This window comes from Nocardiopsis sp. Huas11, from assembly GCF_003634495.1.
In the GTDB taxonomy this organism is placed as follows: Bacteria; Actinomycetota; Actinomycetes; order Streptosporangiales; family Streptosporangiaceae; genus Nocardiopsis.
On the sequence record NZ_RBKY01000001.1, the window covers coordinates 96739 to 119245 of the forward strand.

Below are 22507 nucleotides of genomic sequence, written 5' to 3' on the forward strand. Positions count from 1 at the left end.
GACGGCACCACCACGGGACCCCTCGGAGCGCTCTGGCCTAGGATGGGGACAGAACAGAACATCCCGCGGGAGCCGGGTGGGACCCGGCTGAGAGGGAGGCTGTGAGCCTCCGACCGCACGAACCTGATCCGGATCATGCCGGCGAAGGGAGTGGAACCGAGCACCATGCCCACCGATTCCGAGAAGCACGGCGTCGTCGTGGTCGGAGGCGGACTCGCGGGGCGAGTGACCGCCTGGCGGGCGGCCGGCCTGGGCCTGCCGGTCACCGTGGTCGAACCCGACCCCGTCACCGACCCGAGCGGCGCCCGCGCCGCCTCCACCGTCGCCGCGGGGATGCTCACCCCCGCCACCGAGGCGATGTTCGGCGAGGAACCCCTGATGGAGTTCGCGATGCGCTCCGCCGGGATGTTCGCCGACTTCGTCACCGAACTGGAACGGGACAGCGGCCGAACGGTCGGCTACCGCCCCACCGGCACGCTCCTGGTCGCCTACGACCGCGACGACCTGGCGCTGCTCACCGACCTGCACGCCCTGCAAGAGCGCCTGGGCGTGACCGCGCATCGGCTCACCGGCCGCGAGTGCCGGCGCCTGGAGCCGATGCTCGCCCCGTCCGTACGCGGCGGCGTCCTGGCGCCCGACGACCACTCCGTGGACCCGCGGCTGCTGCTGCGGGCCCTGGAGGCGGCCGGAGCGCGCGCGGGCGCGGCCGAGGTCCGGGCCCGGGCCGAGGAGGTCCTGCGCCCCGGCCCCGACGGCGCCCGGCTGGGCGTGCGCCTGTCCGACGGGCGGCCCCTGTGCGCCGACCAGGTGGTCCTGGCCGCGGGGTGCTGGAGCGACCGGATCGCGGTCCCCGAACCCGTCGTGCCGCCGGTCCGGCCGGTCAAGGGCCAGCTGCTGCGCATGCGCGTGCCCGACGGCGAGCCGCCGCTCGTGCACCGCACCGTCCGAGGCCTGGTCAAGGGCTCTCCCGTCTACTTCGTCCCGCGCGCGGACGGCGAGGTGGTCGTCGGCGCCACCCAGGAGGAGCTCGGGTATGACACGTCTCTCACCGCGGGCGGCCTCTGGCAGGTCCTGCGCGACGCGCGCGAGCTCGTGCCCGGTGTGACCGAACTGGAGGTCACCGAGGCCTGTGTGGGCCTGCGGCCCGGCTCGCCCGACAACGAACCCCTCCTGGGCCCCACCCGTGTCCCCGGCCTGCACCTGGCCACCGGGCACTTCCGGCACGGGGTCCTGCTGACCCCGGTGACCGGCGAGGTCATGGCCCGGGCCCTCACCACCGGCACGCTTCCCGATCACGCGCGCCGCTTCGCCGCCGACCGCCTGCCCGGCGGCCCCGGCCGCGGCGAGAGCGGCCACGGCCACACCACGACCCTGGAGGAGCAGTGGAACTGATCATCAACGGCGCCCCCCGTGCCGTCACCGCCGACACCACAGTGGAGTCGGTCGTGCGCGAGCTGACCGGGGCCGCCGAGGGCGCCGTCCCCGGCGGCATCGCCGTGTCCCTCAACGACGAGGTGGTGCGCCGCGCCGCGTGGGGCGCAACCCCCCTGCGCGACCGCGACCGCGTCGACGTCCTGACCGCCGTCCAGGGAGGCTGAGACATGACCGAGCACATCGACGACCCGCTGGTCATCGCGGGCACCGCGTTCGGATCCCGACTCATCACCGGGACCGGCGGCGCGCCCTCCCTGGAGGTCCTGGAGGACGCCCTCGTCACCTCCGGCACCGAGCTCACGACCGTGGCCATGCGCCGGGTCGCCCCGGGCACACAGGGGTCGGTCTGGGACGTCCTGAGCCGCAACAAGATCCGCCCCCTGCCCAACACCGCGGGCTGCTTCACCGCCGCCGACGCGGTGCGCACCGCCCGCCTGGGCCGGGAGGCGCTGGACACCGACTGGGTGAAGCTGGAGGTCGTGGCGGACGAGCACACGCTGCTGCCCGACCCCGTGGAGCTGTTGGACGCCGCCGAGCGGCTCGTGGACGACGGCTTCACCGTCCTGCCCTACACCAACGACGACCCGGTCCTGGCCCAGCGCCTGGAGCAGATCGGCTGCGCCGCGGTCATGCCCCTGGCGGCGCCGATCGGCTCGGGGCTGGGGATCCGCAACCCGCACAACCTGGAGCTGATCGTCGAGCGGGCCGGGGTGCCCGTCATCGTCGACGCCGGGATCGGCACCGCCAGCGACGCGGCGCTGGCCATGGAGCTGGGCTGCGACGCGGTGCTGCTGGCCACGGCCGTCACCCGCGCGCAGGACCCGGTGCTGATGGCCGCGGCGATGCGCGACGCGGTGCGCGCCGGACGCGCCGCCCGGCTGGCGGGACGCATCCCGGTGCGCCGCTACGCCCGGGCGTCCACACCCGGGATCGACTAGGCCCCGGCGAGCGGAAGCGCTTCGACTCGCCCGGGGGCGGGGGCGGAACGGGCGGCCGCACCCGGACGCTTGCCCTCGTCCCCTACCGTGGTCAGATGCGCCCTGTCCCATCCGGGCACGGCGCGGACGACGAAGAGAACGGCGCCATCGCCTCCCGCGCAGCGGAAGCGGGGCGCCACGACCGCAGACCGCGGGGCAGATCCCGCGCGGGCTTCCGCTATCGTGTCGGTTCGACACCCTGTGTCGGGTACGCGCCACCGGCCGCGACACGCCCGCGCTCCCCGCAGCAAGGACAGCACTCCGCCGTGGACATGACGACTTCCGACCCGCTCGTAGGCTCGACTCTGGACCGACGCTACTTCGTCGAGTCCCGGATCGCCGGTGGTGGGATGGCGACCGTCTACGTCGCCCACGACCTCCGCCTGGACCGACGGCTCGCGCTCAAGGTCATGCACGCGTCCCTGGCGCAGGACCCGACCTTCGTCCAGCGCTTCATCAACGAGGCCCACTCGGTCGCCAAGCTCTCGCACCCCAACGTCGTCCAGGTCTTCGACCAGGGCGAGGACCAGGGCCACGTGTTCCTGGCCATGGAGTACGTCCCCGGGCGCACGCTCCGCGACATGCTCAAGGAGCGCGGCCGGCTCACGCCCAGGGACGCCCTGAACACGATGGCGCCGGTCCTGGCCGCCCTGGGGGCCGCCCACCAGGCGGGGATGGTGCACCGCGACGTCAAGCCCGAGAACGTCCTGATCACCGAGGACGGCCGGGTCAAGGTGGCCGACTTCGGTCTGGCCCGCGCGGTGGAGCAGTCCAACCAGGGCCTGACCCGGACCGGGACGCTCATGGGCACCGCCGCCTACCTGGCGCCGGAGCAGATCGAGAAGGGCACCGCCGACGCGCGCAGCGACGTGTACGCGTCCGGCATCATGTTCTACGAGCTGCTCACGGGCAGCCAGCCGCACACCGGCGAGACGCCGATCGCGATCGCCTACCAGCACGTGACCGAGGACGTCCCGCGCCCGTCGCACTTCCTTCCCGGCCTGCCGCCCGAGGTCGACGCCCTGGTGACCAAGGCCACCGAGCGCGACCCCCGGTACCGTCCGAGCAACGCGGGACAGTTCCTCGCCAAGGTCCTCGAGGTCCTGGGGCGGCTGCCCGAGGACACCGCGGCGCCGGCCGGACCGCTGCCGCCCGTGGCCGCCGGAGCCGCGCCGACGGCCGCCGTCACCGCGCCCCAGCTGATCGCGGGCGGCGCCGGGCCGGGCACCCAGAACGCGACGATGATCGTGGAGATGGGCGGCGCCGACTTCGCCGACGCCCCCTACGAGGACACCGACTACCCCGACGACGACGGCCCCCGAGGCCGCCGCGGCCTCCTGATGGGGGTCGGCGCCGCGGCGCTGGCGGTCGTGCTCATCGCCGCCGGCTGGTGGTTCTTCCTGGGCCAGTACGAGGCGGTGCCCGAGGTGGTCGGGGCCAGCCCCGAGGCCGCCCGGGAGGACATCCGCACCGCCGGACTGGTCTACGACCTGGTCGAGGAACCCGTCTACAGCGACGAGGAGCCGGGCACGGTCGCCCGGACCGAGCCCAAGGCCGGCGAGCGGCTCTCGCCCGGCGACGACGTCAGCGTGTTCCTGTCCATGGGGCCGCAGGAAGTGGAGATGCCCGACCTCAAGGGCGAGAACATCACCAACGCCATCGCGGCCCTGGAGGACCTGGGCTTCGACCCCGAGACGCTCGTGGAGGACCCCGTCGACGCCGAGGGCGTGGCGCCCGGCGAGGTGATCTCCACCGACCCCGAGGCCGGCGCCGAGGCCGACCGCGAGGAGGGCGTCACCCTCACCATCAGCCGCGGCATCGAGGTGCCCGCGGTCACCGGGCAGGAGCTGGAGGAGGCCGAGCGCACGCTCGAGGAGCTCGGTCTGACCGTGTCGGTCACCGAGGAGGAGAGCGAGGAGGTCGACGAGGGCGTGGTGATCACGCAGAGCCCCGACAACGGCAGCACGGTCGGCGCCGGCGGCGAGGTCGAGCTCACGGTGTCCACCGGTCCGCCGGAGATCGAGATCCCCGACGTCACCGGCAAGCGCGTGGGCGAGGCCAAGGAGATCCTGGAGGAGGCCGGCTTCAAGGTCAAGGTCGACCGCCTGTTCGGCGGGAGCGTCGTGGCGTCGCAGTCGCACACCGGGACCGCGCCCGAGGACACCGAGATCACCATCACGGCGACCCCGGGCGGCTTCGACCTGGGCGACCTCGAGGGCAACGGCAACGGGAACGGCAATGGGAACGGCAACGGCAACGGCAACGGGAACGGGAACGGGAACGGCAACGACGATGACGACGACTGACGGTGCCCGCCCACGGCGATAGGCTCGGCCGCATGGGCATGGACGCGATCCGGGTACTGGTGGTCGACGACCACCCGATGTGGCGCGACGCGGTCGCGCGTGACCTCGGCGAGGCCGGGGTGGAGGTGGTCGGGACGGCGGGCGACGGCGCCAAGGCCCTGCGCATCGCGCCGGCCGCGCGTCCGACGCTGGCCGTGGTCGACCTGAACCTGCCGGACATGTCCGGGGTGGAGCTGACGTCGAGTCTGGTGGCCCTGGCCGAACCGCCGCGCGTGCTGGTGCTGTCCGCCAGCGGCGAGGGCGACGACGTCTTGGCCGCGGTCAAGGCGGGGGCCACCGGGTACCTGCTGAAGTCGGCCGCGCGCGAGGAGCTCCTGGACGCGGTGCGCCGCGTGGACGCCGGAGAGGCGGTCTACACGCCGGGGCTGGCCGGGCTCGTCCTGGGCGAGTACCGCCGACTGGCCTCGACGAAGGAGGCCGCAGCGCCGGAGGGCCCCGCCCCCGCGCTCACCCCGCGCGAGACCGAGGTCCTGCGCCTGGTCGCCAAGGGGCTGGCCTACAAGCAGATCGCGGCACGGCTGACGATCTCCCACCGCACGGTGCAGAACCACGTGCAGAACACGCTCACCAAGCTCCACCTGCACAACCGGGTGGAACTCGTGCGCTACGCCATCGACCAGGGACTTGACGACTAGGCGGTGTTTTTCTGCGGGCTTTCGGGTGAGCTCGCGGTCGTCAGGTCGTCTCTCGCGAGACGATGTGCGAAGTTCAGCCTGGTCGTGCTGCACGAGCGCAGAGGCGCAGCGAGAGGCGGTCCTGGCGATCGCGAGCCCGGAATGCCGCAAAAAACAAGGCCTAGACCGGCCGCGCCCGCGCGATCGCCAGCCCCTCCGGGTTGGCCTGGACTCCCCCCGCCCACTATGGTCTAGACCATATGGCGCGATGCGCTGAATCACACTACGTCGAGGAGATGTCGCATGCGAGTCGGGGTGTTGACCGGCGGTGGAGACTGCCCTGGTCTGAACGCGGTCATCCGCGCCGTCGTCCGCAAGGGGATCAAGGACTACGGCTACGAGTTCGTGGGCTTCCGGGACGGCTGGCGCGGTCCCCTGGAAGGCGACACCATGCCGCTGGACGTCACGGCGGTGCGCGGCATCCTGCCGCGCGGCGGCACGATCCTGGGCTCCTCGCGTACCAACCTGATGAAAATCGAGGGCGGTGTCGAGCGGGTCAAGGACAACATGGCCGGACTCGGCGTGGACGCCCTGGTGGCCATCGGCGGCGAGGACACCCTGGGCGTGGCGCGTCAGCTGCACGACCGCGGTGTCAACGTCGTGGGCGTGCCCAAGACCATCGACAACGACCTCAACGCGACCGACTACACGTTCGGCTTCGACACGGCCGTGAACATCGCGATGGAGGCCATCGACCGGCTGCACACGACCGCCGAGTCGCACCACCGCGCCCTCGTGGTCGAGGTCATGGGGCGCCACGCCGGATGGATCGCGCTGCACTCGGGCATGGCGGCCGGCGCCAACGTCATCCTCATCCCCGAGCGCCCCTTCGACATCGACCAGGTCGTCAAGCACGTCGAAAGCCGCTTCCAGACCCAGTACGCGCCCATCATCGTGGTCGCCGAGGGCGCGCACCCCATGGAGGGGCAGATGGAGCTGGCGACCGGAGAGACCGACTCCTTCGGCCACGTCCGCCTGGGCGGCATCGGTCAGCGCCTGGCCGACGAGATCGAGAAGCGCACCGGCAAGGAGGCGCGCTCGGTGGTGCTCGGGCACGTGCAGCGCGGCGGCACCCCCTCCGCGTTCGACCGGGTGCTCGCCACCCGGCTGGGCGTGCACGCGATCGACGCCGTGCACGACGGCACGTTCGGCAAGATGGTCGGCCTCAAGGGCACCGACATCGTGCGAGTGGACCTCGCGGAGGCCACCGACACCCTCAAGACCGTCCCGGTGGAGCGCTACGAGGAGGCCGAGGTCTTCTTCGGCTAGGCCCCCGCTCCCCCTGTGACCTCCCGCCCCCGTGCCGGCCTCCCGTCGGCACGGGGGCGCCGTCGTGCCCGGCGTTCGCAGCGGTGGCCCGGATGTTCGATACTGGAGTCGGCAGTCAACGTGTACGCACCGGAGGTAGCACCATGTCAGCGTCGCTCGAGTCCGCGCCGCTCCCCGCAACCGAGGTCGGAGCCGGCACCGGACTGGGCGAGCTCTGCGTGCTGATGAAGCTCGGCGAGATCGTCCTCAAGGGGTCCAACCGCAAGCTCTTCGAGCGGCGGCTCCACAACAACATCCGGGCGTCGGTGCGTGACATCGGCGACATTCGGCTCTCCCAGCGGGGCGCCGGCGTCATCATCGTCCGCAAGCCCGAGGCCTCCGACGTGGAGATCGCCGAGATCGCCGACCGCATGGCCAACGTCATGGGCGTCGTATGGGTGCACCTGGTCCGCCGGGTGGCCAAGGACCTGGACGCCATCACCGACATCGCGGTGCGCTCCCTGGCCGACCGCACCGGCACGTTCGCCGTGCGGGCCCGCCGCCGGGACAAGCGCTTCGGGATGACCTCGTCCGAGCTGGCCGGCCACCTGGGCTCGAAGATCATCGAGGCCCACGGGTACCCGGTCAACCTCAAGCGGCCCGACAACACCCTCTACGTCGAGGTGGACAAGGACGAGGCGTTCGTGTTCACCGACGGCATCCCCGGCCAGGGCGGTCTGCCGGCCGGGATGAGCGGGCGCGGCCTGGTATTGATGTCGGGCGGCATCGACTCGCCGGTCGCGGCGCACCGGATGATCCGGCGCGGGCTGAAGGTGGACTTCCTGCACTTCTCCGGGATGCCCTTCACCGGCCCCGAGTCCATCTACAAGGCCTACAGCCTGGTCCGCCAGATCGACCGCTACCAGGTGGGCTCGCGCTTGTTCGTGGTGCCCTTCGGCAAGGCCCAGCAGCAGCTGAAGAGCTCGGGCATCGAGCGGCTGCAGATCGTCGCCCAGCGGCGGCTGATGCTCAAGACCGCCGAGGCGCTCGCCGACGACCTGGGCGCGGAGTGCCTGATCACCGGGGACGCCCTGGGCCAGGTGTCGAGCCAGACGATGACCAACCTCACGGCCCTGGACGACGCGGTGGACCTGCCGATCCTGCGGCCGCTCATCGGCATGGACAAGACCGAGATCATGGACCAGGCCCGCCGGATCGGCACCCTGGCCATCTCGGAGCTGCCCGACGAGGACTGCTGCACGATGCTGACCCCGCGCCAGGTGGAGACCGCCGCCAAGATCCCCGACCTGCGCCAGATCGAGAAGCGGCTGGACGCCGAGGAGCTGGCCGAGCACCTGGTCACCACGGCGCAGCTGCACAAGCCCAGCTTCCTGGGCGACGCCGCGCCCGCACGGGTGGCTCCGGCCGCCGCGGCGAGCGTCTGAGACGAGCGGTGCTCCGAGGTCCCCGAGGGGCCGCGGAGCACCGGCTCTCACGCGTTCACAGTCCGGCGAGCTCCCGGCCCGGGGCGGGCGTCAGGGTCCGGCCGCTCAGGGTGGCCAGGGTGGCCGACAGGTCCCGCAGCTCCGCGAGGTCGCCCTCCAGCAGCGCCTGGGGACCGTCGCACAGCGCCTCCTCCGGCGTGGGGTGCACGTCGACGATGATCCCGTCGGCGCCCACGGCGATGGCGGCGCGCGACAGCGGCAGGACGAGGTCGCGCTTGCCCCCGGAGTGCGAGGGGTCCACGATCACCGGCAGGTGGGACAGGTTCTGCGCCACCGGGACGGCGCTGATGTCCAGGGTGTTGCGGGTGGCCTTCTCGAAGGTGCGGATGCCGCGCTCGCACAGGACGATGTCGAGGTTGCCGCGCTGAGCGATGTACTCGGCGGCCATCAGCCACTCCTCGATCGTGGCGCTCATGCCGCGCTTGAGCAGGACGGGCTTGCCCGCGTCCCCGACCGCCTGCAGCAAGGCGAAGTTCTGCATGTTGCGCGTGCCGACCTGGAGCATGTCGGCGTAGGAGGCGACGAGCTCGACGTCGGCCGCGTCCACGACCTCCGTCACGATGGGCATCCCGGTCTCCTCGCGCACGTCCGCGAGGATCTTCAGGCCCTGCTCCCCCAGCCCCTGGAAGGCGTAGGGCGAGGTCCGCGGCTTGTAGGCGCCGCCCCGCAGCAGCGACGCGCCGGCGGTCAGCGCCATCCGCGCCGCCTCCAGGGTCTGCTCGGGGGTCTCGACCGCGCACGGACCGGCGATCACGGTCATGTTGTCGCCGCCGATGGGGACGCCGCGCACGCTCACCACGGTGCGGCTGTCGTGGTTCTCGCGGCTGACGAGCTTGTAGGGGGCCGAGATGCGCAGAACGTCGCTGACACCGGGCTTGGCGGCCAGGCCGAGGTCCTGGAACCGTTCGACGTCCCCCACCAGGCCGATGATCGTGCGGCTCACGCCGCGCGTCACGTAGGCCTCGCCGCCGACCGAGCCGATGAGCTCGACCAGATCGTCGATGTTGTCGGGGGTGGCGTCCGGTGCCATCACGATGACCATGTGGGTAGTCCCTGCTTGTTGGAGTGGCTGAGCCCTGTGGCGGCGCCCGGAACGCAAAGGAGCCCCGGGCCGTCCGGCCCGGGGCTCCTTCGAAGTCGTCCTGTATCAGCGCAGCGCTTCACAGGCGACCGGGGAGTAGGGCCGGTAGCCATAAAAGCGCCAAAAGTTCCGCTGCATGGGTGTGACTATAGCGCACACCCGGGGAGAGCCCGCACACCCGGGGGGAGTGACCTAGCTCTCGTTCGCGCCTGGCAGGATGGCCAGAGCCTCCCATCCCCCACCCGGAGAGGGAGGCGAGCCGAGTGACGGCACGGGAGGACCGGTCGTCTGAGAGAGGGGACGGTTTGCACGAGGGAGCCCGGACCGGGCACCGGGGGGACACACGGCGGGCCCACCTGCCGCCCGGTCAGGCGATACGCCACGAGCACAAGCCCCTGCACTACGGGCCCGTGCCCACCTTCCGGCCGCACCGGTGGGACTTCCGTGTCATGGGGGCCACCGAGACCCTGGGGACCTACCGGTGGACCTGGGACGAGTTCGCGCAGGTGCCGCGCACCGACACGGTCAGCGACTTCCACTGCGTGATGCGGTTCAGCGTCCCCGACGTGCCCTGGCACGGCGTGCGGCCCCAGGACCTGGTCGACATCGCCCCGCCCGCCCCCGAGGTCACGCACGTGATGGCCTGGGGCGAGTACGGCTACAGCGCCAACCTGCGCCTGGACGACTTCCTGGCCGAGGGCACGCTGCTGGCCACGGGGCGCGACGGCCGGCCGCTGGACCCCGAGCACGGCTTCCCGCTCCGCCTGGTCGTCCCCCACCTGTACGGCTGGAAGAGCGTCAAGTGGCTGCGCGCGGTCGAGTACATGACGGCCGACCGCCGGGGCTTCTGGGAGGAGCGCGGGTACCACAACCGCGCCGACCCGTGGCGGGAGCAGCGCTTCGCCCACCAGGAGGCCTCGGACACCGGGTGATCGGACGCCGGGTGGGCCGCGTCTCGCTCCCCCGGGAGCACCGCGCCCTCCGCCTCCCCCGTGTCTCGGAGACCGGTCAGGAGGCGGCGCGGGGCAGGCGCAGCTCGACCTCCGCGCCCTCGTCCGGCCCGGACACGTACTCGGCCGTGCCGCCCAGGTCCCGCAGCCGCCCCTGGACGGACCGGGCCACGCCCAGGCGGCCCTCGGCGCAGGCGGCGTCCAGCCGGCCGGCCGGGATGCCCGGCCCGTCGTCGCGGACGGAGACGGTCACGCTCTCGCCCTCGTCCTCCACCAGCACCCAGGCGCGGGTGCCCGGCGGGCAGTGACGGGTCACGTTGTCCAGGGCGGCCTGGACGGCCGCGGAGAGCTCGTGGGCCGCGTGGGCGGGCAGCAGCACGGGTGTGGCCGGTGTGGCGACGGAGACGGTGACCGACTCCTGCCTGCGCAGCAGCTCGCGCAGATCCACCGGACCGCCCTGCGGTTCGGGCAGTCCGTCGGTGATCAGGGAGCGCAGGCGCACCTCCTGTTCGCCGGCCATCCGGCCGAGCTCGGCCGCCTCCCCGCCGGCCTCGGCGCCGCGGCGGCTGACCAGGGCCAGGACCTGCAGCACCGAGTCGTGGATCTCCCGGGCCAGCTGCTCGCGCTCGAACAGACGGGCCTCCAGCGACACCGCCTGGGTGAAGCGCTCCTCGGCCCGCTCGGCCACGCGGGCCATGTAGCCCACGGCCAGACCGGTCAGCAGCAGGAGCACGACGCCGCGCGCGGTCGCCCCCGTGATGGCCGCGTCCATGAGGACCCTGAGGGTGAGGTCGGCGAAGCCGTAGAGCAGGGCCACCGTGGCGGCCCCGCGCCGGCCCCACATCACGCCCGCCGACAGCGCGGCCCCGGCGAACCAGTAGCCGCTCAGGGGCGGGGCCTGCGTGAGGTAGAAGGGGGTGACCGCGAGGCCCGTGGCGAACAGGCAGCCGAACGAGACCGCCAGGTCCGCGGTCAGCAGGCGCCGCGTCCGCCACCGGGGGCGCACGTAGGCGTAGGAGGTGACCACCGTCCACGCCGCCATGGCCGCCAGGACGCCCCACGCCACCCAGGGGCGCGTGAGGTGCTCGTGGTGCTGGACGAGCAGGACCAGCGAGTAGAGGAGTGAGGCGGCGCGGTACAGCCTGATGCCGCGCCACAGGGGGACGTCGAAGCCCAGGGCTCAGACCACCGCCCCGTCATCGGGCCCGTTGTCGCCGGGCGCCCGGCTGTCGGTCATGCGCAGGACCAGCACGACGAAGCTCGTCAGGAACGCCACGACCGCGGCGAACATCAGCCAGTTGGGCAGCGAGATCCCCAGGAAGGCCGAGCCGAAGAGCACCACCGGGCCGCTCAGCAGGCCGAACCAGGCCGCGATGCCCACCCGGCTCCCCTGGAGCAGGGGCGGCGGGGGCGGCGGCTCGTAGTGGCCCTCCAGCTCCGCCTCGGCCCGGCGGGCGCGCTCGGCGGCCGCCTCCTCGTCGTCGTCGGGGCCGGCCAGGATGTCCCCGCCCAGGCGCCCGGTGTCGGAGCGCTCGCCCTCGTCCGGCACGCTCAGGTTCTCCGCGTCGGGCCAGGCCACCCGTCTGCGCTCGGCGCCGTCGTCACCGTCGTAGAACCGCGCGACCAGGTCCTGCCACACCTGGTCCTCGTCGGCGGTCTCGGCGGGAGCGGCGTCGGGGTCGACGTTCTCCGGCGGGCCGTCCAGCAGGTCGCCGCCGACCGTCTGGCCCGGCTCCACCCGGGCCGTCTCGCCCAGCCCGGGGAGTTCGGCGCCCAGCACCTGTTCGGCGGCACCGCGTTCCTCGGCGTCCACGTAGAGGTGGTCGGTGGGCGGGTCGTCGGCCTTGCCCCCGGCGGGGTCCAGGACGTCCTCCTCCAACGGCACCGCGTACGCGGCGATCCCGCTGCGGCGCAGCGCGTCCAGCATCAGGTCCGCGTGCGAGGGCGCGAGCAGGATCAGGGGCACATAGGCATCGGCGAGCAGGCCGTTGCCCCGACGTTGAGTCATCGGTCGGCTCCTTCCCCGCTTTCGCGGTGCTCTCGCACGAAGGCGAGGCTGCCGTCGAAGATGGCGGGCGCGTCGTGGTCGAGCGTGGCCACGTGGTAGCTGTCGTTCAGCAGGTGGATGGCCACGGTCGTGTTGACCGCCCTCTGAGCGAGCATACGCAGACTCGCGGGTCCCACCACGTGGTCCTGAGGGCTCCGGAAGGCCAGAACCGGCGCCCGCAAACCGGACATGCCCTCCTGAACCGCACGCCACAGCTTCGGGAGTGTCGCCGCGGCCGCGGTCGGGACGCGGTCGTAGCCGCCCTCGCTCGTGTCGTCCTTGGAGACGTCGCTCGTCAGTCCCGGGGTGGACGGCAGCAGCCGCGCCGCCAGGCGCCGGAAGGGCGCGATCAGCGGCAGCCTGTAGTCCTCCACGACCAGCGAGGGGTTGACGAGCACGATGCCGCGTACGAGGTCGGGGTGGCGCTGCGCCAGCCGGACCGTGAGGGCGCCGCCCATGGACAGGCCCATCACGTAGACGTGGTCGCACCGCCGCGCCAGGTCGAGCAGGGCCCGCTCCACGTGCGCGTACCAGTCGTCGGACCCGGTGAGGTTCATGTCCTGCCACACCGTGCCGTGCCCGGGCAGCAGCGGCACCTCCACGGTGAGCCCGGCCGCGGCCAGGTGCTCGCCCCACGGGCGCATGGAGTAGGGCGATCCGGTGAATCCGTGACAGAGCAGGACGCCGGTCCTGGACCCGGCGTGGCTGAAGGGTTCGGCACCCGGGAGGACCGGGGTGGCGTCGGTCGGATTCACGCGGTGGCTCCCAGGAAATCGTGCGCCGCGCGGTCGCGCGGATGATGCGGGCGGGCGGTGGGAAGCGGGGCACACGAATCGCGTTCCCGGCCCCCAGGCGTGAGGCTAGCCGTTCGACAGAGTGTTTGTCATGACTGCAGACTAACGTTCCCCCTTCGACTCGGTATCCTCAGGCGGGCACCGGACACCGCGGCCTCGACCGGGGACCGGGGGGACACTTTGGCAGTTGGCCCCGCGCGGTGGGAGGATGGCGCATGTCAGTCGCGCTCTCCCCCACAGTCGGTGGCCGGGGCGGTTCTGACGTTGTCGGCCGAGCGGGACAGAGAATCGGGCAGGCCCTGCCTGCGGACTCCCCGCGTGTGCAGGGGTGAACTGGACGATGTTCTACTGGGTGGTCAAGGCGTTCCTCGGGCCGATTCTGGCCGTTTTGTGGCAACCCCGCGCGGAGGGCGTGGAGAACGTGCCCCGGCGCGGTCCGGCCATCATGGTGAGCAACCACCTCTCCTTCTCGGACCACTTCTTCGGTCCGCTGCCGCTCCCCCGCAAGATCACCTTCCTGGCCAAGTCGGAGTACTTCACCGGCACGGGCGTGAAGGGCTTCTTCAGCCGGGCGTTCTTCACCGGGGTGGGGCAGATCCCGATCGACCGCTCCGGCGGCAAGGCCAGCGAGGCGGCCCTGCGCACGGGCCTGCGGGTGCTCAAGCGCGGCGACCTGCTGGGCATCTACCCCGAGGGCACCCGCTCCCCCGACGGCAAGCTCTACCGCGGCCGCACGGGCGTGGCGCGGCTGGCCCTGGAGGCCAAGGCCCCGGTGGTGCCGATGGCGATGATCAACCTGGAGAAGATCATGCCGCCCGGCCGCACCATCCCGAAGCTGGGCGTGCGGCCCAAGGTGGTCTTCGGCAAGCCGCTGGACTTCTCGCGCTACTACGGCATGGAGCGGGACCCGCGGGTCCTGCGGGCCATCACCGACGAGATCATGTACGCGCTGATGGAGCTGTCCGGCCAGGAGTACGTCGACCGCTACGCGCAGTCGGTCAAGGCGGAGCTGGAGGCCGAGGCCAAGGAGGCCCGCCGCGAGCAGCACGCCAGCGACAAGGACCGTCGCCGCTCCGACCGCGCCAAGCGCAAGGAGGAGCGCAAGGCGCGCAAGGCGGCCATGCGCGCCGAGCGCAAGGCCGCTCAGAGCGCGGAGGACGCCGAACCGCGGGAGTGAGGCGGTTCCCCGCACACGAACGAGGGCGCGGCCCCGGTGGGATCACCGGGGCCGCGCCCTCGTTCGTGCCGGCGCCGTGCGGCGCGGGGTCAGTGCCGGGCGAGGTCGCCGGCTCCGACGATGCCGGCCTCGCCGCCGAGCTCGGCCAGCCGGACCTCGGCCAGCCGGCGGCCCGGGCGCCCGGAGACGTGCCGGGCGAACGAGGCCTGGACCGGGTCCAGCAGGATCGAGCCGGCGTCGGAGACACCGCCGCCGAGGACGAAGCACTCCGGGTCCAGGATGGCCGCCAGGTCGGCCAGGCCCAGTCCGGCCCACTCACCGACGATCCGAAAGCACTCCAGGGCCGCGCTGTCGCCCTCCAGGGCGGCCTGGGTGATGACGTGGCCCTCGACCTGGTCCACCTCGCCGTCGGCGAGCTTGAGCATCCGCTCGGCGGCCTTGGGGTCGGTCCGCGCCAGGTCCTGCCCCTCCGCCACCAGAGCGCGTCCGCTGGCGTACTGCTCCCAGCACCCGTGGTTGCCGCAGGCGCAGCGGCGCCCGTGCGGCACCATCCGGTAGTGGCCGATCTCGGCCGCGACGCCGTAGCGGCCGCGGAAGAGGGCACCGTCCAGGACCAGGCCGCCACCGATGCCGGTGCCCAGGGTGACGCAGATCAGGTGGTCGCTGCCGCGTCCCGCGCCGAAGCGCGCCTCCGCCCAGGCGGCCGCGTTGGCGTCGTTCTCGATCACCACCGGGAGGCCGATCCTGGCCTGGACGCGTTCCTTGAGGGGTTCGTCGCGCAGACCGAGGTTGACCGCGACCTGGACCGTGGCGCGGTCCTCGTCGACGAACCCGGCCACCCCCACACCGACCGCCTGGCACGCCTGCTCCGGCTGACGCGAGCGCAGGTCGTCGACGGCGCGGGCGACCACGTCGGCCAGGCCCGCCGGGTCGTTGGAGGGGGTGGGGTACTTGACCTTGTCCAGGATCTGCCCGTCCTGGTCCACGACCCCGGCTGCGACCTTGGTACCGCCGATGTCTACGCCGATGGTCAGCATGGGGGCAGTTCCTTCCTACTTACGCACGAACTCTGACATAAGCCGCAGGGTTCATGGCAGAGGTCTTTCAAATGGTGTAAACCCCTCGATTAAACCAGGCCACGACGGCCCGAGACACCCCAGGATCCGAACCCGTCCGAAGGGACCTACTCCCCAGAGGTGACCTGCGGCTTCGCTTCCTGCGGCTCGTCCTTGCCCGACCCGGTCGCGGAGTCGCCGCCGGACGCGCGGTCGGCGTTCGACCCGGTCTGCTCCAGGGAGCGCTCGACCACGTCCCACGTGCGGCCCAGGGCGCCGGCGAGGGCCAGCCCGGCCCGGCCCAGGTGCCCGGCGACCTCGGGCGCGGACGTGCGCACGATGGCGAAGAGCTCCTCCACCGCGGGCCGCTCCGGCTTGGTCTCCAGACGGATGGCCTCCTCCCACACGTCGCCCTTCCTCGGCGCCGAGGTGACGGCACTGACGCCGCGCCGCACCCCCGCGGTGACCAGCTTGCGCTGCAGGCTGTCGACCAGCTTCAGGGCGTCGTCGATGAGGTCGGGACTCGCGTCCCGCCCCGACTCCTGCGAGCGACCATCGTTCTCCGTCATCTCCGGACCTCCTTCGTCGGCGTTCTCTGGCCTCACGTTAACCGGCCGGGGCCGCGCCGGGCGGGTTTCTCAGGGCAGGATCAGGGGCGAACCAGGGTGCCGACCGCGGAGGATCCGGCCTTCCGTCGGTCGGCACCGGAAAACGCCCGAAAGGCTATGAACACCCCGGATGTGCATGAAGGTCACGACAAGAGATAGTCTCGCGTGCGTACGAGAAGGAGCCGGGAAAGTTCTGACCTGCGCATTCCCGGACGGCCGGGCGGCGTCGCACGCCGCCGGACCGGGCATACCCCCCGTACGAACAACCATCCCAGGGGGTCGAGGGAACCGCTTCCGCACCGGCCCGAGCTGCGCGTTCGCATCGCCCAGAGTCGGACTCGGATCACTGTTGGATACCGAACGGCAACGCCGCTTACTCACGAGTAGCATGTGTTGTTACGCTCGTCACGTCCCCCCTTTCAAGATCCCCGTACACGTCCAGGAGCATCACGTGCGCGAATACAGCTCTCCCGTCAAGGTTGAGATCGCCGATGACGCGCGGCTGACCGACACGCTCTACGCGCGCGCGGCGAGCGAGCCCGACGCGATCGCCGCCCGCCGGCAGGAATCCGGCCAGTGGCGCGACATCACCGTCGCGGAGCTGCACGGCGACATCGCCGCGTACGCCAAGGCGCTCATCAACGCGGGTATCGAGCACGGCGACCGGGTCGCCCTGATGTCGCGCACCCGCTACGAGTGGACGGCCATCGACTACGCCATCTGGTCGGTCGGCGCCGTCACGGTTCCGGTCTACGAGACCTCCTCCGCCGAGCAGGTCGAGTGGATCCTGAGCAACTCCGGAGCCCGGGCCGCCTTCGTCGAGACCGCCGACCACGCCGAGCGCGTCGAGTCCGTCCGTGCCTCCGCCCCCGAGCTCGGCGAGGTCTGGACGATCGACGGCGGCGGCCTCGACCGGCTGCGCGAGGCCGGCGCCGCCGTCGACGACGCCACCCTCGAAAAGCGCCGCACCGCGGTCAAGGTCGACGACCTCGCCACCCTCATCTACACCTCGGGCACCACCGGCCGCCCCAAGGGCTGCGAGCTCACCCACCGCAACTTCCTCTTCATCGCCCTCCAGGCCCTGGAAGGACCGGCCCGCCAGGTCCTCAAGGGCAAGGAGAACCCCTCCACCCTGCTCTTCCTCCCGCTGGCGCACGTCTTCGCCCGCTTCGTCCAGGTCATGGTCATCGAGGGCAAGGCCACCCTGGGCCACTTCCCCTCCACCGGCCCGGAGCTGATCGAGCAGTTCTCGGAGTTCCGCCCGACCTTCCTCCTCGCGGTCCCGCGCGTGTTCGAGAAGGTCTACACCAAGGCCGAGCAGAAGGCGACCGCCGAGGGCAAGGGCAAGATCTTCAACGCCGCCGCCGAGACCGCCATCGCCTACAGCCAGGCGCTGGACACCGGCCGCGTCCCCCTGGGGCTCAAGCTCAGGCACGCCCTGTTCGCCAAGCTGGTCTACGGCAAGCTCCTGGCCGCCCTGGGCGGCAACGCCGAACACGCGGTCTCGGGCGGATCGGCGCTCGGCGCCCGCCTGGGCCACTTCTTCCGCGGCATCGGCTTCACGATCATCGAGGGCTACGGGCTCACCGAGACCACCGCCCCCACCGCGGTGAACAGCCCCGGGTTCAACAAGATCGGGACCGTCGGCCAGCCGCTGCCGGGCACCAGCGTGCGCATCGCCGAGGACGGCGAGATCCTCCTCAAGGGCGACCACATCATGGTCGGCTACTGGGACAACGAGAAGGCCAGCAAGGAGGCCTTCACCGAGGACGGCTTCTACCGCACCGGCGACCTCGGTTCCCTGGACGACGACGGCTTCCTGAGCATCACCGGCCGCAAGAAGGAGATCATCGTGACCGCGGGCGGCAAGAACGTCGCCCCGGCCGTGCTGGAGGACCGCATCCGCGCCCACGCGCTGGTCAGCCAGTGCATGGTGGTCGGCGACAACCGCAAGTTCATCGCCGCCCTGGTCACGATCGACCCCGAGTCCTTCGAGCAGTGGAAGACGGCCAACGGCAAGTCCGGCGCCATCGCCGACCTGACCGAGGACCCCGACCTCAACGCCGCCGTCCAGGAGGCCGTGGACAACGCCAACAAGGCCGTGTCCAAGGCCGAGGGCATCAAGAAGTTCCGCATCCTGCCCAGCGACTTCACCGAGGAGAGCGGCCAGCTGACCGCCTCGCTCAAGGTCAAGCGCCACGTGGTGAACAAGGAGTGGAGCCAGGAGATCGAGAACATCTACTCCTGATTTCTGGCGCCCTCGCAAGCTCGGACGCGCACACGGGGCGCCGGAAGCCAGTGTTCTTCGTCGTCGACTTGCCTGGCTCGCAAGCTCGCTGGCGGCCCCGTCTCCTCCTGCAGAACACTGGCGCGCCCCGAGCCGACCCCCTATGGCCCCGCCTCGGAACGGCCTACCTTTCTCACCCCCTGGGGACGAGGTAGGCCGTTTTCGTGGATCTCCAACCCCCTGAGATCCCCACGAGCGGAACCGCTCACGTCAACCCCCAAGGGATCACGGTGGGCGGTCCCGCTCATCTCTCGCCCCCTCTGGACCGTAGGCAGAACGCCTGACGGGGCCACAGGGGGTATAAAGCGCACACATAGCCCTGCGGGACCCTTGGGGTTGGACGTAGGCGGTTCAGCCTGCCCCGGCTCCAGGGGGTTGATCCGGGCCAAAGCGAGGAACGAGCGGAGGCCCAAAGAAAGCACAGGTGTGAGGGGCGCGCCGGTGCCTGCAGGAGGAGTCTCCGCCGCCGGCGAGGAACGAGCCAGGCAGTAGCGACGACGAAGGCCCCGGCGTGAAGCGCCCCGAACACAAAGGGCCCGGCGGACTCGCCGGGCCCTCTCTGTCGGTACGCGCTGAGGGCGTCTCCGTGGTCGCTCGCCCTAGTGGACGGGCTCCTTGTCCGACTCCTCGTCGGAGTGGGAGTGGTGCAGGTGGTGGCCGCTGTGGGCCTCCACGTCCGCCACGGACACGTTGTCCCTGGTGTACCACAGGGCCAGGCGCCGACGGAGCTTGCCCATGCCCTTGCGGGACGCGGGGCTCTCCACGCCCTTGTCGTCGACCGTCTCGTCCAGGGCCGTCGACGTGATCGTCGGCTTGCTGGACAGGACCTCGACGGTCTCCTCCGAGCTCTTCCGGTGGACCTCGATGAACTCACCGCTGGGCAGCTGCTGGATGACGCCGCTCTCGTACCCGTGCTCCAGGGTCTCGCGGTCGCGCCGCTGCAGGCCCAGGCAGATCCGCTTGGTGATGATGAACCCGAGGACCGGGCCCACGATGATCAGCACACGGAAGATGTACGTGGTGAGGTACAGGTTGATGGAGAAGGTCTCCGACAGGATGTCGTTGGACCCCGCCAGCCAGAGGATGCCGTAGGCGGTGATGCCCGCGACGCCCAGGCCGGTGCGCACGGGGGCGTTGCGCGGCCGGTCGGCCACGTTGTGCGCCCGCTTGTCCCCGGTGATCCACTGCTCGATGAACGGCCAGGCGCCCAGCGCGCCGAACAGCAGGCCCATGACGCCGAGTCCCGGAATGAGCACCGCGACGGGCACCGCGTATCCGAAGATGTCGAAGTCGAGCGTGTTCGGGAAGATGCGCAGCGAGCCCTCCAGGAAGCCCATGTACCAGTCCGGCTGGAGGCCGGAGGTGATGGACGTCGGAGTGAACGGCCCGAACAGGTGGATCGGGTTGACCTGCACGAAAGCGCTCAGACCCGCGGTGACGGCGAAGGTGAAGAAGAAGAACCCTCCGGCCTTGACCGCGAACGCCGGGTACATGGGTGTTCCCACGACCGTCTTGTCCGTGCGCCCCACGCCCGGATACTGCGTGTGCTTCTGGTGCCACAGGATCATGAAGTGGGCCACGATCAGGGCCAGCAGCAGCGCCGGGAGCAGCAGGATGTGCAGCATGTACAGGCGCGTGATGATCTCCTCGCCGGGGAACTCCCCGCCGAAGAGGAACATCGAGATGTAGGTACCCACCAGCGGCAGGGACAGGATCACGCCCTGCAGGATGCGCACGCCCATGCCCGAGGGCAGGTCGTCCGGCAGCGAGTAGCCGAAGAGGCCTTCGACGATCGCGATGCTGAAGATACCGACACCGATGAGCCAGTTGATCTCACGCGGCTTGCGGAACGCCCCGGTGAAGAACACGCGGAGCATGTGCACCACGAGCGACGCCAGGAAGATCAGCGCGGCCCAGTGGTGGATCTGCCGGACGAGGAACCCGCCGCGCACATCGAAGTCGATGTACAGCGTCGAGGCGTAGGCCTCGCTCATCGGAACGCCCTGGAGGCGCTCGTAGGAGCCGTCGTAGACGATCTCCGCCATGCTCGGCTTGAACCAGAGCGTGAGGAACACGCCGGTGATGAGCAGGATGATGAACGAGTACAGGGCGATCTCGCCCAGCATGAACGACCAGTGGTTCGGGAAGACCTTGCGCAGGTTCTTCTCGCCCATCTTGGCCAGGTGGAAGCGGTCGTCGATGAAATTCCCGACGCCGCGCAACGCCTTGGGTGCTTGCGTGGTCTTACTCATCGACTAGTCCTTCGCGTAGTCCCAGAACGTCGGCCCGGGCGCTTCGGAGAAGTCGCCCGTCGACACGAGGTAGCCCTCGGAGTCGACGCCGATCGGGAGCTGGGGCAGTGGTCGGTGCGCCGGACCGAAGACCACCTCGGCGGCGTCCGCGGCGTCGAACGTGGACTGGTGGCACGGGCACAGGATGCGGTGCGTCGTGCGCTCGTACAGTGCCGCGGGGCAACCGACGTGGGTGCAGATCTTGGAGTAGGCGATGATCCCGTTGTGCGTCCAGTTGCGACGCTCCTCGGTCATCTGCTCACCCCACTCGACCTCACCGTTCTCGTCCTGCGGCATCTTGATCAGCAGGATGACCGACTTGGCCTGGTCGTTGAGGCTGATCCCGTGCGGGTAGTGCACGTTCTCCCCGTAGTCCTCCTCGTGCATGAGGGGGAGCGCGGAGATCATGCCGTACGGGTCCTCTTCCAGGTCCTCGGGCCGGATCTCACGGTGCGTGCCCTCGACCACCATGCGGCGGCCGTCGGCCCACGGCGTGACCTTGAGCTTGTCCCCGGGCAGGGGGCCGGTGTCACGCAGCAGGACGATGGGCGCGATGCCCAGGGGCAGCATGGCCGCGATGAGCGTGCGACGCATGAGCGGACGACGGGTGAAGCCGCTCTCGTCGGCGCCCTGCATGAAGAAGGCGCTGAAGGAGCCCTTCTCCTTCTCCACCGAGGGCAGCTCGTCGTAGGGCGAGGCGACCTCGTAGTGGGGCATCACGTTGCGCGCCCACACCGTCATACCCGCGCCGATACCAAACAGCGAGAGGGTGAGCGTGCCACCCAGCAGCGCGTTCGAGTACTGGCCGATCAGCGGGTCGCCGATCTCGTCGGCCCCGAACACGAAGTAGGAGACCAGGAAGCCGACACCGCCGAGGAAGGCGATGACGAACCACAGGGACGCCAGCTTCTCACCGCGGCGCTGCTGCTCCTCGGAGCGCTGGTGGGTCTCCGACGCCAGGTACGGGCCCTCGTGGGACCGCTCCGCCGCGGGTTCGGCCACCGTGTGCTCCTCGGCCGCGGCCGTGGGCGTGCCGACCACGCGCTCAGGCGTGTCGGCGGACTCGTTGTTGTCGTTGTTCTTCTTGTCAGTCATGTGCACGCTGCTTAGCGGTGATCCAGATCGCGCAGGCGACGATCAGTGCCAGCCCGATGGTCCACGAGATGAAGCCCTCGGCGACCTGGCCGACACGCTGGAGGTCGAAGACGCCGCCGGCGTTCGGTTCGGCCTGGAGTGTCTTGACGTAGGAGATCAGTTCCTGCTTCTCGTCCGGCGCGATCACGGTGTCGCTGAACATCGGCATGGCGCCGGGACCGCTGACCATGGCCTCGTAGATCTCACGCGGGCTCGCGTCATGGATCTCCGGGGCCCAGCGGCCGTCGGTCAGGGCACCGCCCCCACCGGACCAGCTGTGGCAGTGCGCGCAGTTGGTCAGGTAGAGCTTCATGCCCATGTCGGTGTCGTCGGCACCGGCGATGTAGGCGTCGTACTCGGCCTGGTACTCCTCGAGGGCGGCCTCGTACTCGGCCTCGGCCTCCTCGACCGCCTCCTCGTACGACTCCTCGTCGTCGAAGTCGGCGCGGTTGACGTCGAACTCCGAACGGTCGGGGGCGTGATCGGGAACGTCGGTGGGGATCTCGGCCCCGGCCTCGCCGCTCCTGATCTCCGCGTTGTAGTACGCGATCAGGTTCGCCAGTTCCTGCTCGGACATGACCATGTCCTTGCGCGGCATCTGTGCGTTCGGGTCCATCGACGGCATACGGCCGGTGCTGACCTGGAAGTCGATCGCCGCGGGGCCAACGTCGCGCAGGTCCGGACCGGTCGCGGACCCGGAACCGTCGTAGTTGTGGCACGTGGCGCACGTCTGGTCGAAGATGGCCCGGCCCTCGGCGACGTCGACGTCGGCGTCTTCCTGTGACGAGACGTCAGCGGCGAGGGTCTGCGCCTCTGCCTGGTCCGCGGTGGGCGCCAGTGCGGCGTACCCCACCCCGAACAGGGCTAGCGCGAGGATGA

The 22507-nt window shown here is 71.0% G+C and carries 19 protein-coding genes and 1 riboswitch; of the genes, 10 read left to right on the forward strand and 9 right to left on the reverse strand.

Annotated elements, in window-relative coordinates:
- Positions 1 to 55: 55 nt before the first annotated feature.
- Positions 56 to 168, forward strand: a riboswitch (TPP riboswitch).
- The 7 genes from thiO to thiI all read left to right on the forward strand — a co-directional run bounded on the left by thiO (position 136) and on the right by thiI (position 8144).
- Positions 136 to 1392: a glycine oxidase ThiO gene (gene thiO, locus DFP74_RS00400; protein ID WP_158612948.1), complete on the forward strand. Its 1257-nt coding sequence runs from the start codon at positions 136 to 138 to the stop codon at positions 1390 to 1392. Its footprint overlaps the riboswitch before it by 33 nt.
- Positions 1383 to 1598: a sulfur carrier protein ThiS gene (thiS, locus tag DFP74_RS00405; RefSeq protein WP_121179874.1), complete on the forward strand. Its 216-nt coding sequence runs from the start codon at positions 1383 to 1385 to the stop codon at positions 1596 to 1598. The genes thiO and thiS overlap by 10 nt, the downstream gene beginning before the upstream one ends.
- 3 nt (positions 1599 to 1601) lie before the next feature.
- Positions 1602 to 2372: a thiazole synthase gene (locus DFP74_RS00410; RefSeq protein WP_121179875.1), complete on the forward strand. Its 771-nt coding sequence runs from the start codon at positions 1602 to 1604 to the stop codon at positions 2370 to 2372.
- Positions 2373 to 2677: 305 nt separating this feature from the next.
- Positions 2678 to 4717 (forward strand): Stk1 family PASTA domain-containing Ser/Thr kinase, encoded by a 2040-nt coding sequence (gene pknB, locus DFP74_RS00415; RefSeq protein ID WP_121179876.1) that lies wholly within the window; start codon positions 2678 to 2680, stop codon positions 4715 to 4717.
- A gap of 32 nt (positions 4718 to 4749) precedes the next feature.
- Positions 4750 to 5412 carry a response regulator transcription factor gene (locus DFP74_RS00420; RefSeq protein WP_121179877.1) on the forward strand — a complete coding sequence of 221 codons (663 nt, stop codon included), beginning with the start codon at positions 4750 to 4752 and terminating at the stop codon, positions 5410 to 5412.
- A 282-nt stretch (positions 5413 to 5694) separates the two neighbouring features.
- Positions 5695 to 6720, forward strand: a complete 1026-nt coding sequence (locus DFP74_RS00425; protein ID WP_121179878.1) for a 6-phosphofructokinase — start codon at positions 5695 to 5697, stop codon at positions 6718 to 6720.
- Between the two features lie 143 nt (positions 6721 to 6863).
- On the forward strand, positions 6864 to 8144 hold the full coding sequence (thiI, locus tag DFP74_RS00430; RefSeq protein ID WP_121179879.1) for a tRNA uracil 4-sulfurtransferase ThiI: 1281 nt from the start codon (positions 6864 to 6866) through the stop codon (positions 8142 to 8144).
- Between the two features lie 55 nt (positions 8145 to 8199).
- Here the strand turns inward: thiI and aroF are convergent, their stop codons facing one another.
- Entirely contained in the window at positions 8200 to 9246 is a 1047-nt protein-coding gene (gene aroF / locus DFP74_RS00435) for a 3-deoxy-7-phosphoheptulonate synthase (protein WP_121179880.1), read from the reverse strand.
- 395 nt (positions 9247 to 9641) lie between these two features.
- On the opposite strand from aroF, the gene DFP74_RS00440 reads away from it, so the two are divergent.
- A complete protein-coding gene (locus DFP74_RS00440; RefSeq protein ID WP_199725848.1) occupies positions 9642 to 10217 on the forward strand; it encodes a molybdopterin-dependent oxidoreductase in 576 nt (191 codons plus the stop codon).
- Positions 10218 to 10293: 76 nt separating this feature from the next.
- Here the strand turns inward: DFP74_RS00440 and macS are convergent, their stop codons facing one another.
- From macS to DFP74_RS00455, 3 genes are read right to left on the reverse strand one after another with little or no spacing between them, the layout of a single operon-like run.
- Positions 10294 to 11412, reverse strand: coding sequence for a MacS family sensor histidine kinase (gene macS, locus DFP74_RS00445; protein WP_370013470.1), 1119 nt, complete (start codon positions 11410 to 11412; stop codon positions 10294 to 10296).
- A gap of 3 nt (positions 11413 to 11415) precedes the next feature.
- Complete coding sequence (locus tag DFP74_RS00450) at positions 11416 to 12243, reverse strand: hypothetical protein (RefSeq protein ID WP_121179881.1); 828 nt, start codon at positions 12241 to 12243, stop codon at positions 11416 to 11418.
- Positions 12240 to 13037: a carboxylesterase gene (locus DFP74_RS00455; protein WP_121179882.1), complete on the reverse strand. Its 798-nt coding sequence runs from the start codon at positions 13035 to 13037 to the stop codon at positions 12240 to 12242. The genes DFP74_RS00450 and DFP74_RS00455 overlap by 4 nt, the downstream gene beginning before the upstream one ends.
- A gap of 379 nt (positions 13038 to 13416) precedes the next feature.
- On the opposite strand from DFP74_RS00455, the gene DFP74_RS00460 reads away from it, so the two are divergent.
- Positions 13417 to 14253: a 1-acyl-sn-glycerol-3-phosphate acyltransferase gene (locus tag DFP74_RS00460; protein ID WP_121187937.1), complete on the forward strand. Its 837-nt coding sequence runs from the start codon at positions 13417 to 13419 to the stop codon at positions 14251 to 14253.
- An 89-nt stretch (positions 14254 to 14342) separates the two neighbouring features.
- On the opposite strand, the gene DFP74_RS00465 is transcribed toward DFP74_RS00460, so the two are convergent.
- Together DFP74_RS00465 and DFP74_RS00470 are read right to left on the reverse strand one after the other, a co-directional pair.
- Entirely contained in the window at positions 14343 to 15290 is a 948-nt protein-coding gene (locus DFP74_RS00465) for an ROK family glucokinase (protein WP_121179883.1), read from the reverse strand.
- Between the two features lie 146 nt (positions 15291 to 15436).
- Positions 15437 to 15877, reverse strand: coding sequence for a hypothetical protein (locus DFP74_RS00470; protein WP_121179884.1), 441 nt, complete (start codon positions 15875 to 15877; stop codon positions 15437 to 15439).
- 490 nt (positions 15878 to 16367) lie between these two features.
- Between DFP74_RS00470 and DFP74_RS00475 the strand changes: the two genes are divergently transcribed.
- Positions 16368 to 18164, forward strand: coding sequence for a long-chain fatty acid--CoA ligase (locus tag DFP74_RS00475; protein ID WP_121179885.1), 1797 nt, complete (start codon positions 16368 to 16370; stop codon positions 18162 to 18164).
- 638 nt (positions 18165 to 18802) lie between these two features.
- Here DFP74_RS00475 and DFP74_RS00480 read toward each other — a convergent pair.
- The 3 genes from DFP74_RS00480 to DFP74_RS00490 are packed head-to-tail and all read right to left on the reverse strand — an operon-like array spanning position 18803 to position 22481.
- Positions 18803 to 20455, reverse strand: coding sequence for a cytochrome bc complex cytochrome b subunit (locus DFP74_RS00480; RefSeq protein WP_121179886.1), 1653 nt, complete (start codon positions 20453 to 20455; stop codon positions 18803 to 18805).
- Between the two features lie 3 nt (positions 20456 to 20458).
- The gene (locus DFP74_RS00485) at positions 20459 to 21589 is read right to left on the reverse strand and encodes a ubiquinol-cytochrome c reductase iron-sulfur subunit (protein ID WP_121179887.1); all 1131 of its coding nucleotides are present in this window, start codon (positions 21587 to 21589) and stop codon (positions 20459 to 20461) included.
- The gene (locus tag DFP74_RS00490; protein WP_233571277.1) at positions 21582 to 22481 is read right to left on the reverse strand and encodes a cytochrome c; all 900 of its coding nucleotides are present in this window, start codon (positions 22479 to 22481) and stop codon (positions 21582 to 21584) included. Before DFP74_RS00490 ends, DFP74_RS00485 begins: the two co-directional genes overlap by 8 nt.
- Between the last annotated feature and the right edge of the window lie 26 nt (positions 22482 to 22507).

What these genes read in the sequence shown, in the direction of transcription:
- DFP74_RS00470 (WP_121179884.1), bottom strand. Translation starts at nt 15,877, where the DNA reads ATGACGGAGAACGATGGTCGCTCGCAGGAGTCGGGGCGGGACGCGAGT.
- DFP74_RS00410 (WP_121179875.1), top strand. Translation starts at nt 1,602, where the DNA reads ATGACCGAGCACATCGACGACCCGCTGGTCATCGCGGGCACCGCGTTC.
- DFP74_RS00485 (WP_121179887.1), bottom strand. Translation starts at nt 21,589, where the DNA reads ATGACTGACAAGAAGAACAACGACAACAACGAGTCCGCCGACACGCCT.
- thiO (WP_158612948.1), top strand. Translation starts at nt 136, where the DNA reads ATGCCGGCGAAGGGAGTGGAACCGAGCACCATGCCCACCGATTCCGAG.
- DFP74_RS00460 (WP_121187937.1), top strand. Translation starts at nt 13,417, where the DNA reads ATGTTCTACTGGGTGGTCAAGGCGTTCCTCGGGCCGATTCTGGCCGTT.
- thiI (WP_121179879.1), top strand. Translation starts at nt 6,864, where the DNA reads ATGTCAGCGTCGCTCGAGTCCGCGCCGCTCCCCGCAACCGAGGTCGGA.
- aroF (WP_121179880.1), bottom strand. Translation starts at nt 9,246, where the DNA reads ATGGTCATCGTGATGGCACCGGACGCCACCCCCGACAACATCGACGAT.
- DFP74_RS00420 (WP_121179877.1), top strand. Translation starts at nt 4,750, where the DNA reads ATGGGCATGGACGCGATCCGGGTACTGGTGGTCGACGACCACCCGATG.
- DFP74_RS00480 (WP_121179886.1), bottom strand. Translation starts at nt 20,455, where the DNA reads ATGAGTAAGACCACGCAAGCACCCAAGGCGTTGCGCGGCGTCGGGAAT.
- DFP74_RS00425 (WP_121179878.1), top strand. Translation starts at nt 5,695, where the DNA reads ATGCGAGTCGGGGTGTTGACCGGCGGTGGAGACTGCCCTGGTCTGAAC.
- DFP74_RS00450 (WP_121179881.1), bottom strand. Translation starts at nt 12,243, where the DNA reads ATGACTCAACGTCGGGGCAACGGCCTGCTCGCCGATGCCTATGTGCCC.
- DFP74_RS00465 (WP_121179883.1), bottom strand. Translation starts at nt 15,290, where the DNA reads ATGCTGACCATCGGCGTAGACATCGGCGGTACCAAGGTCGCAGCCGGG.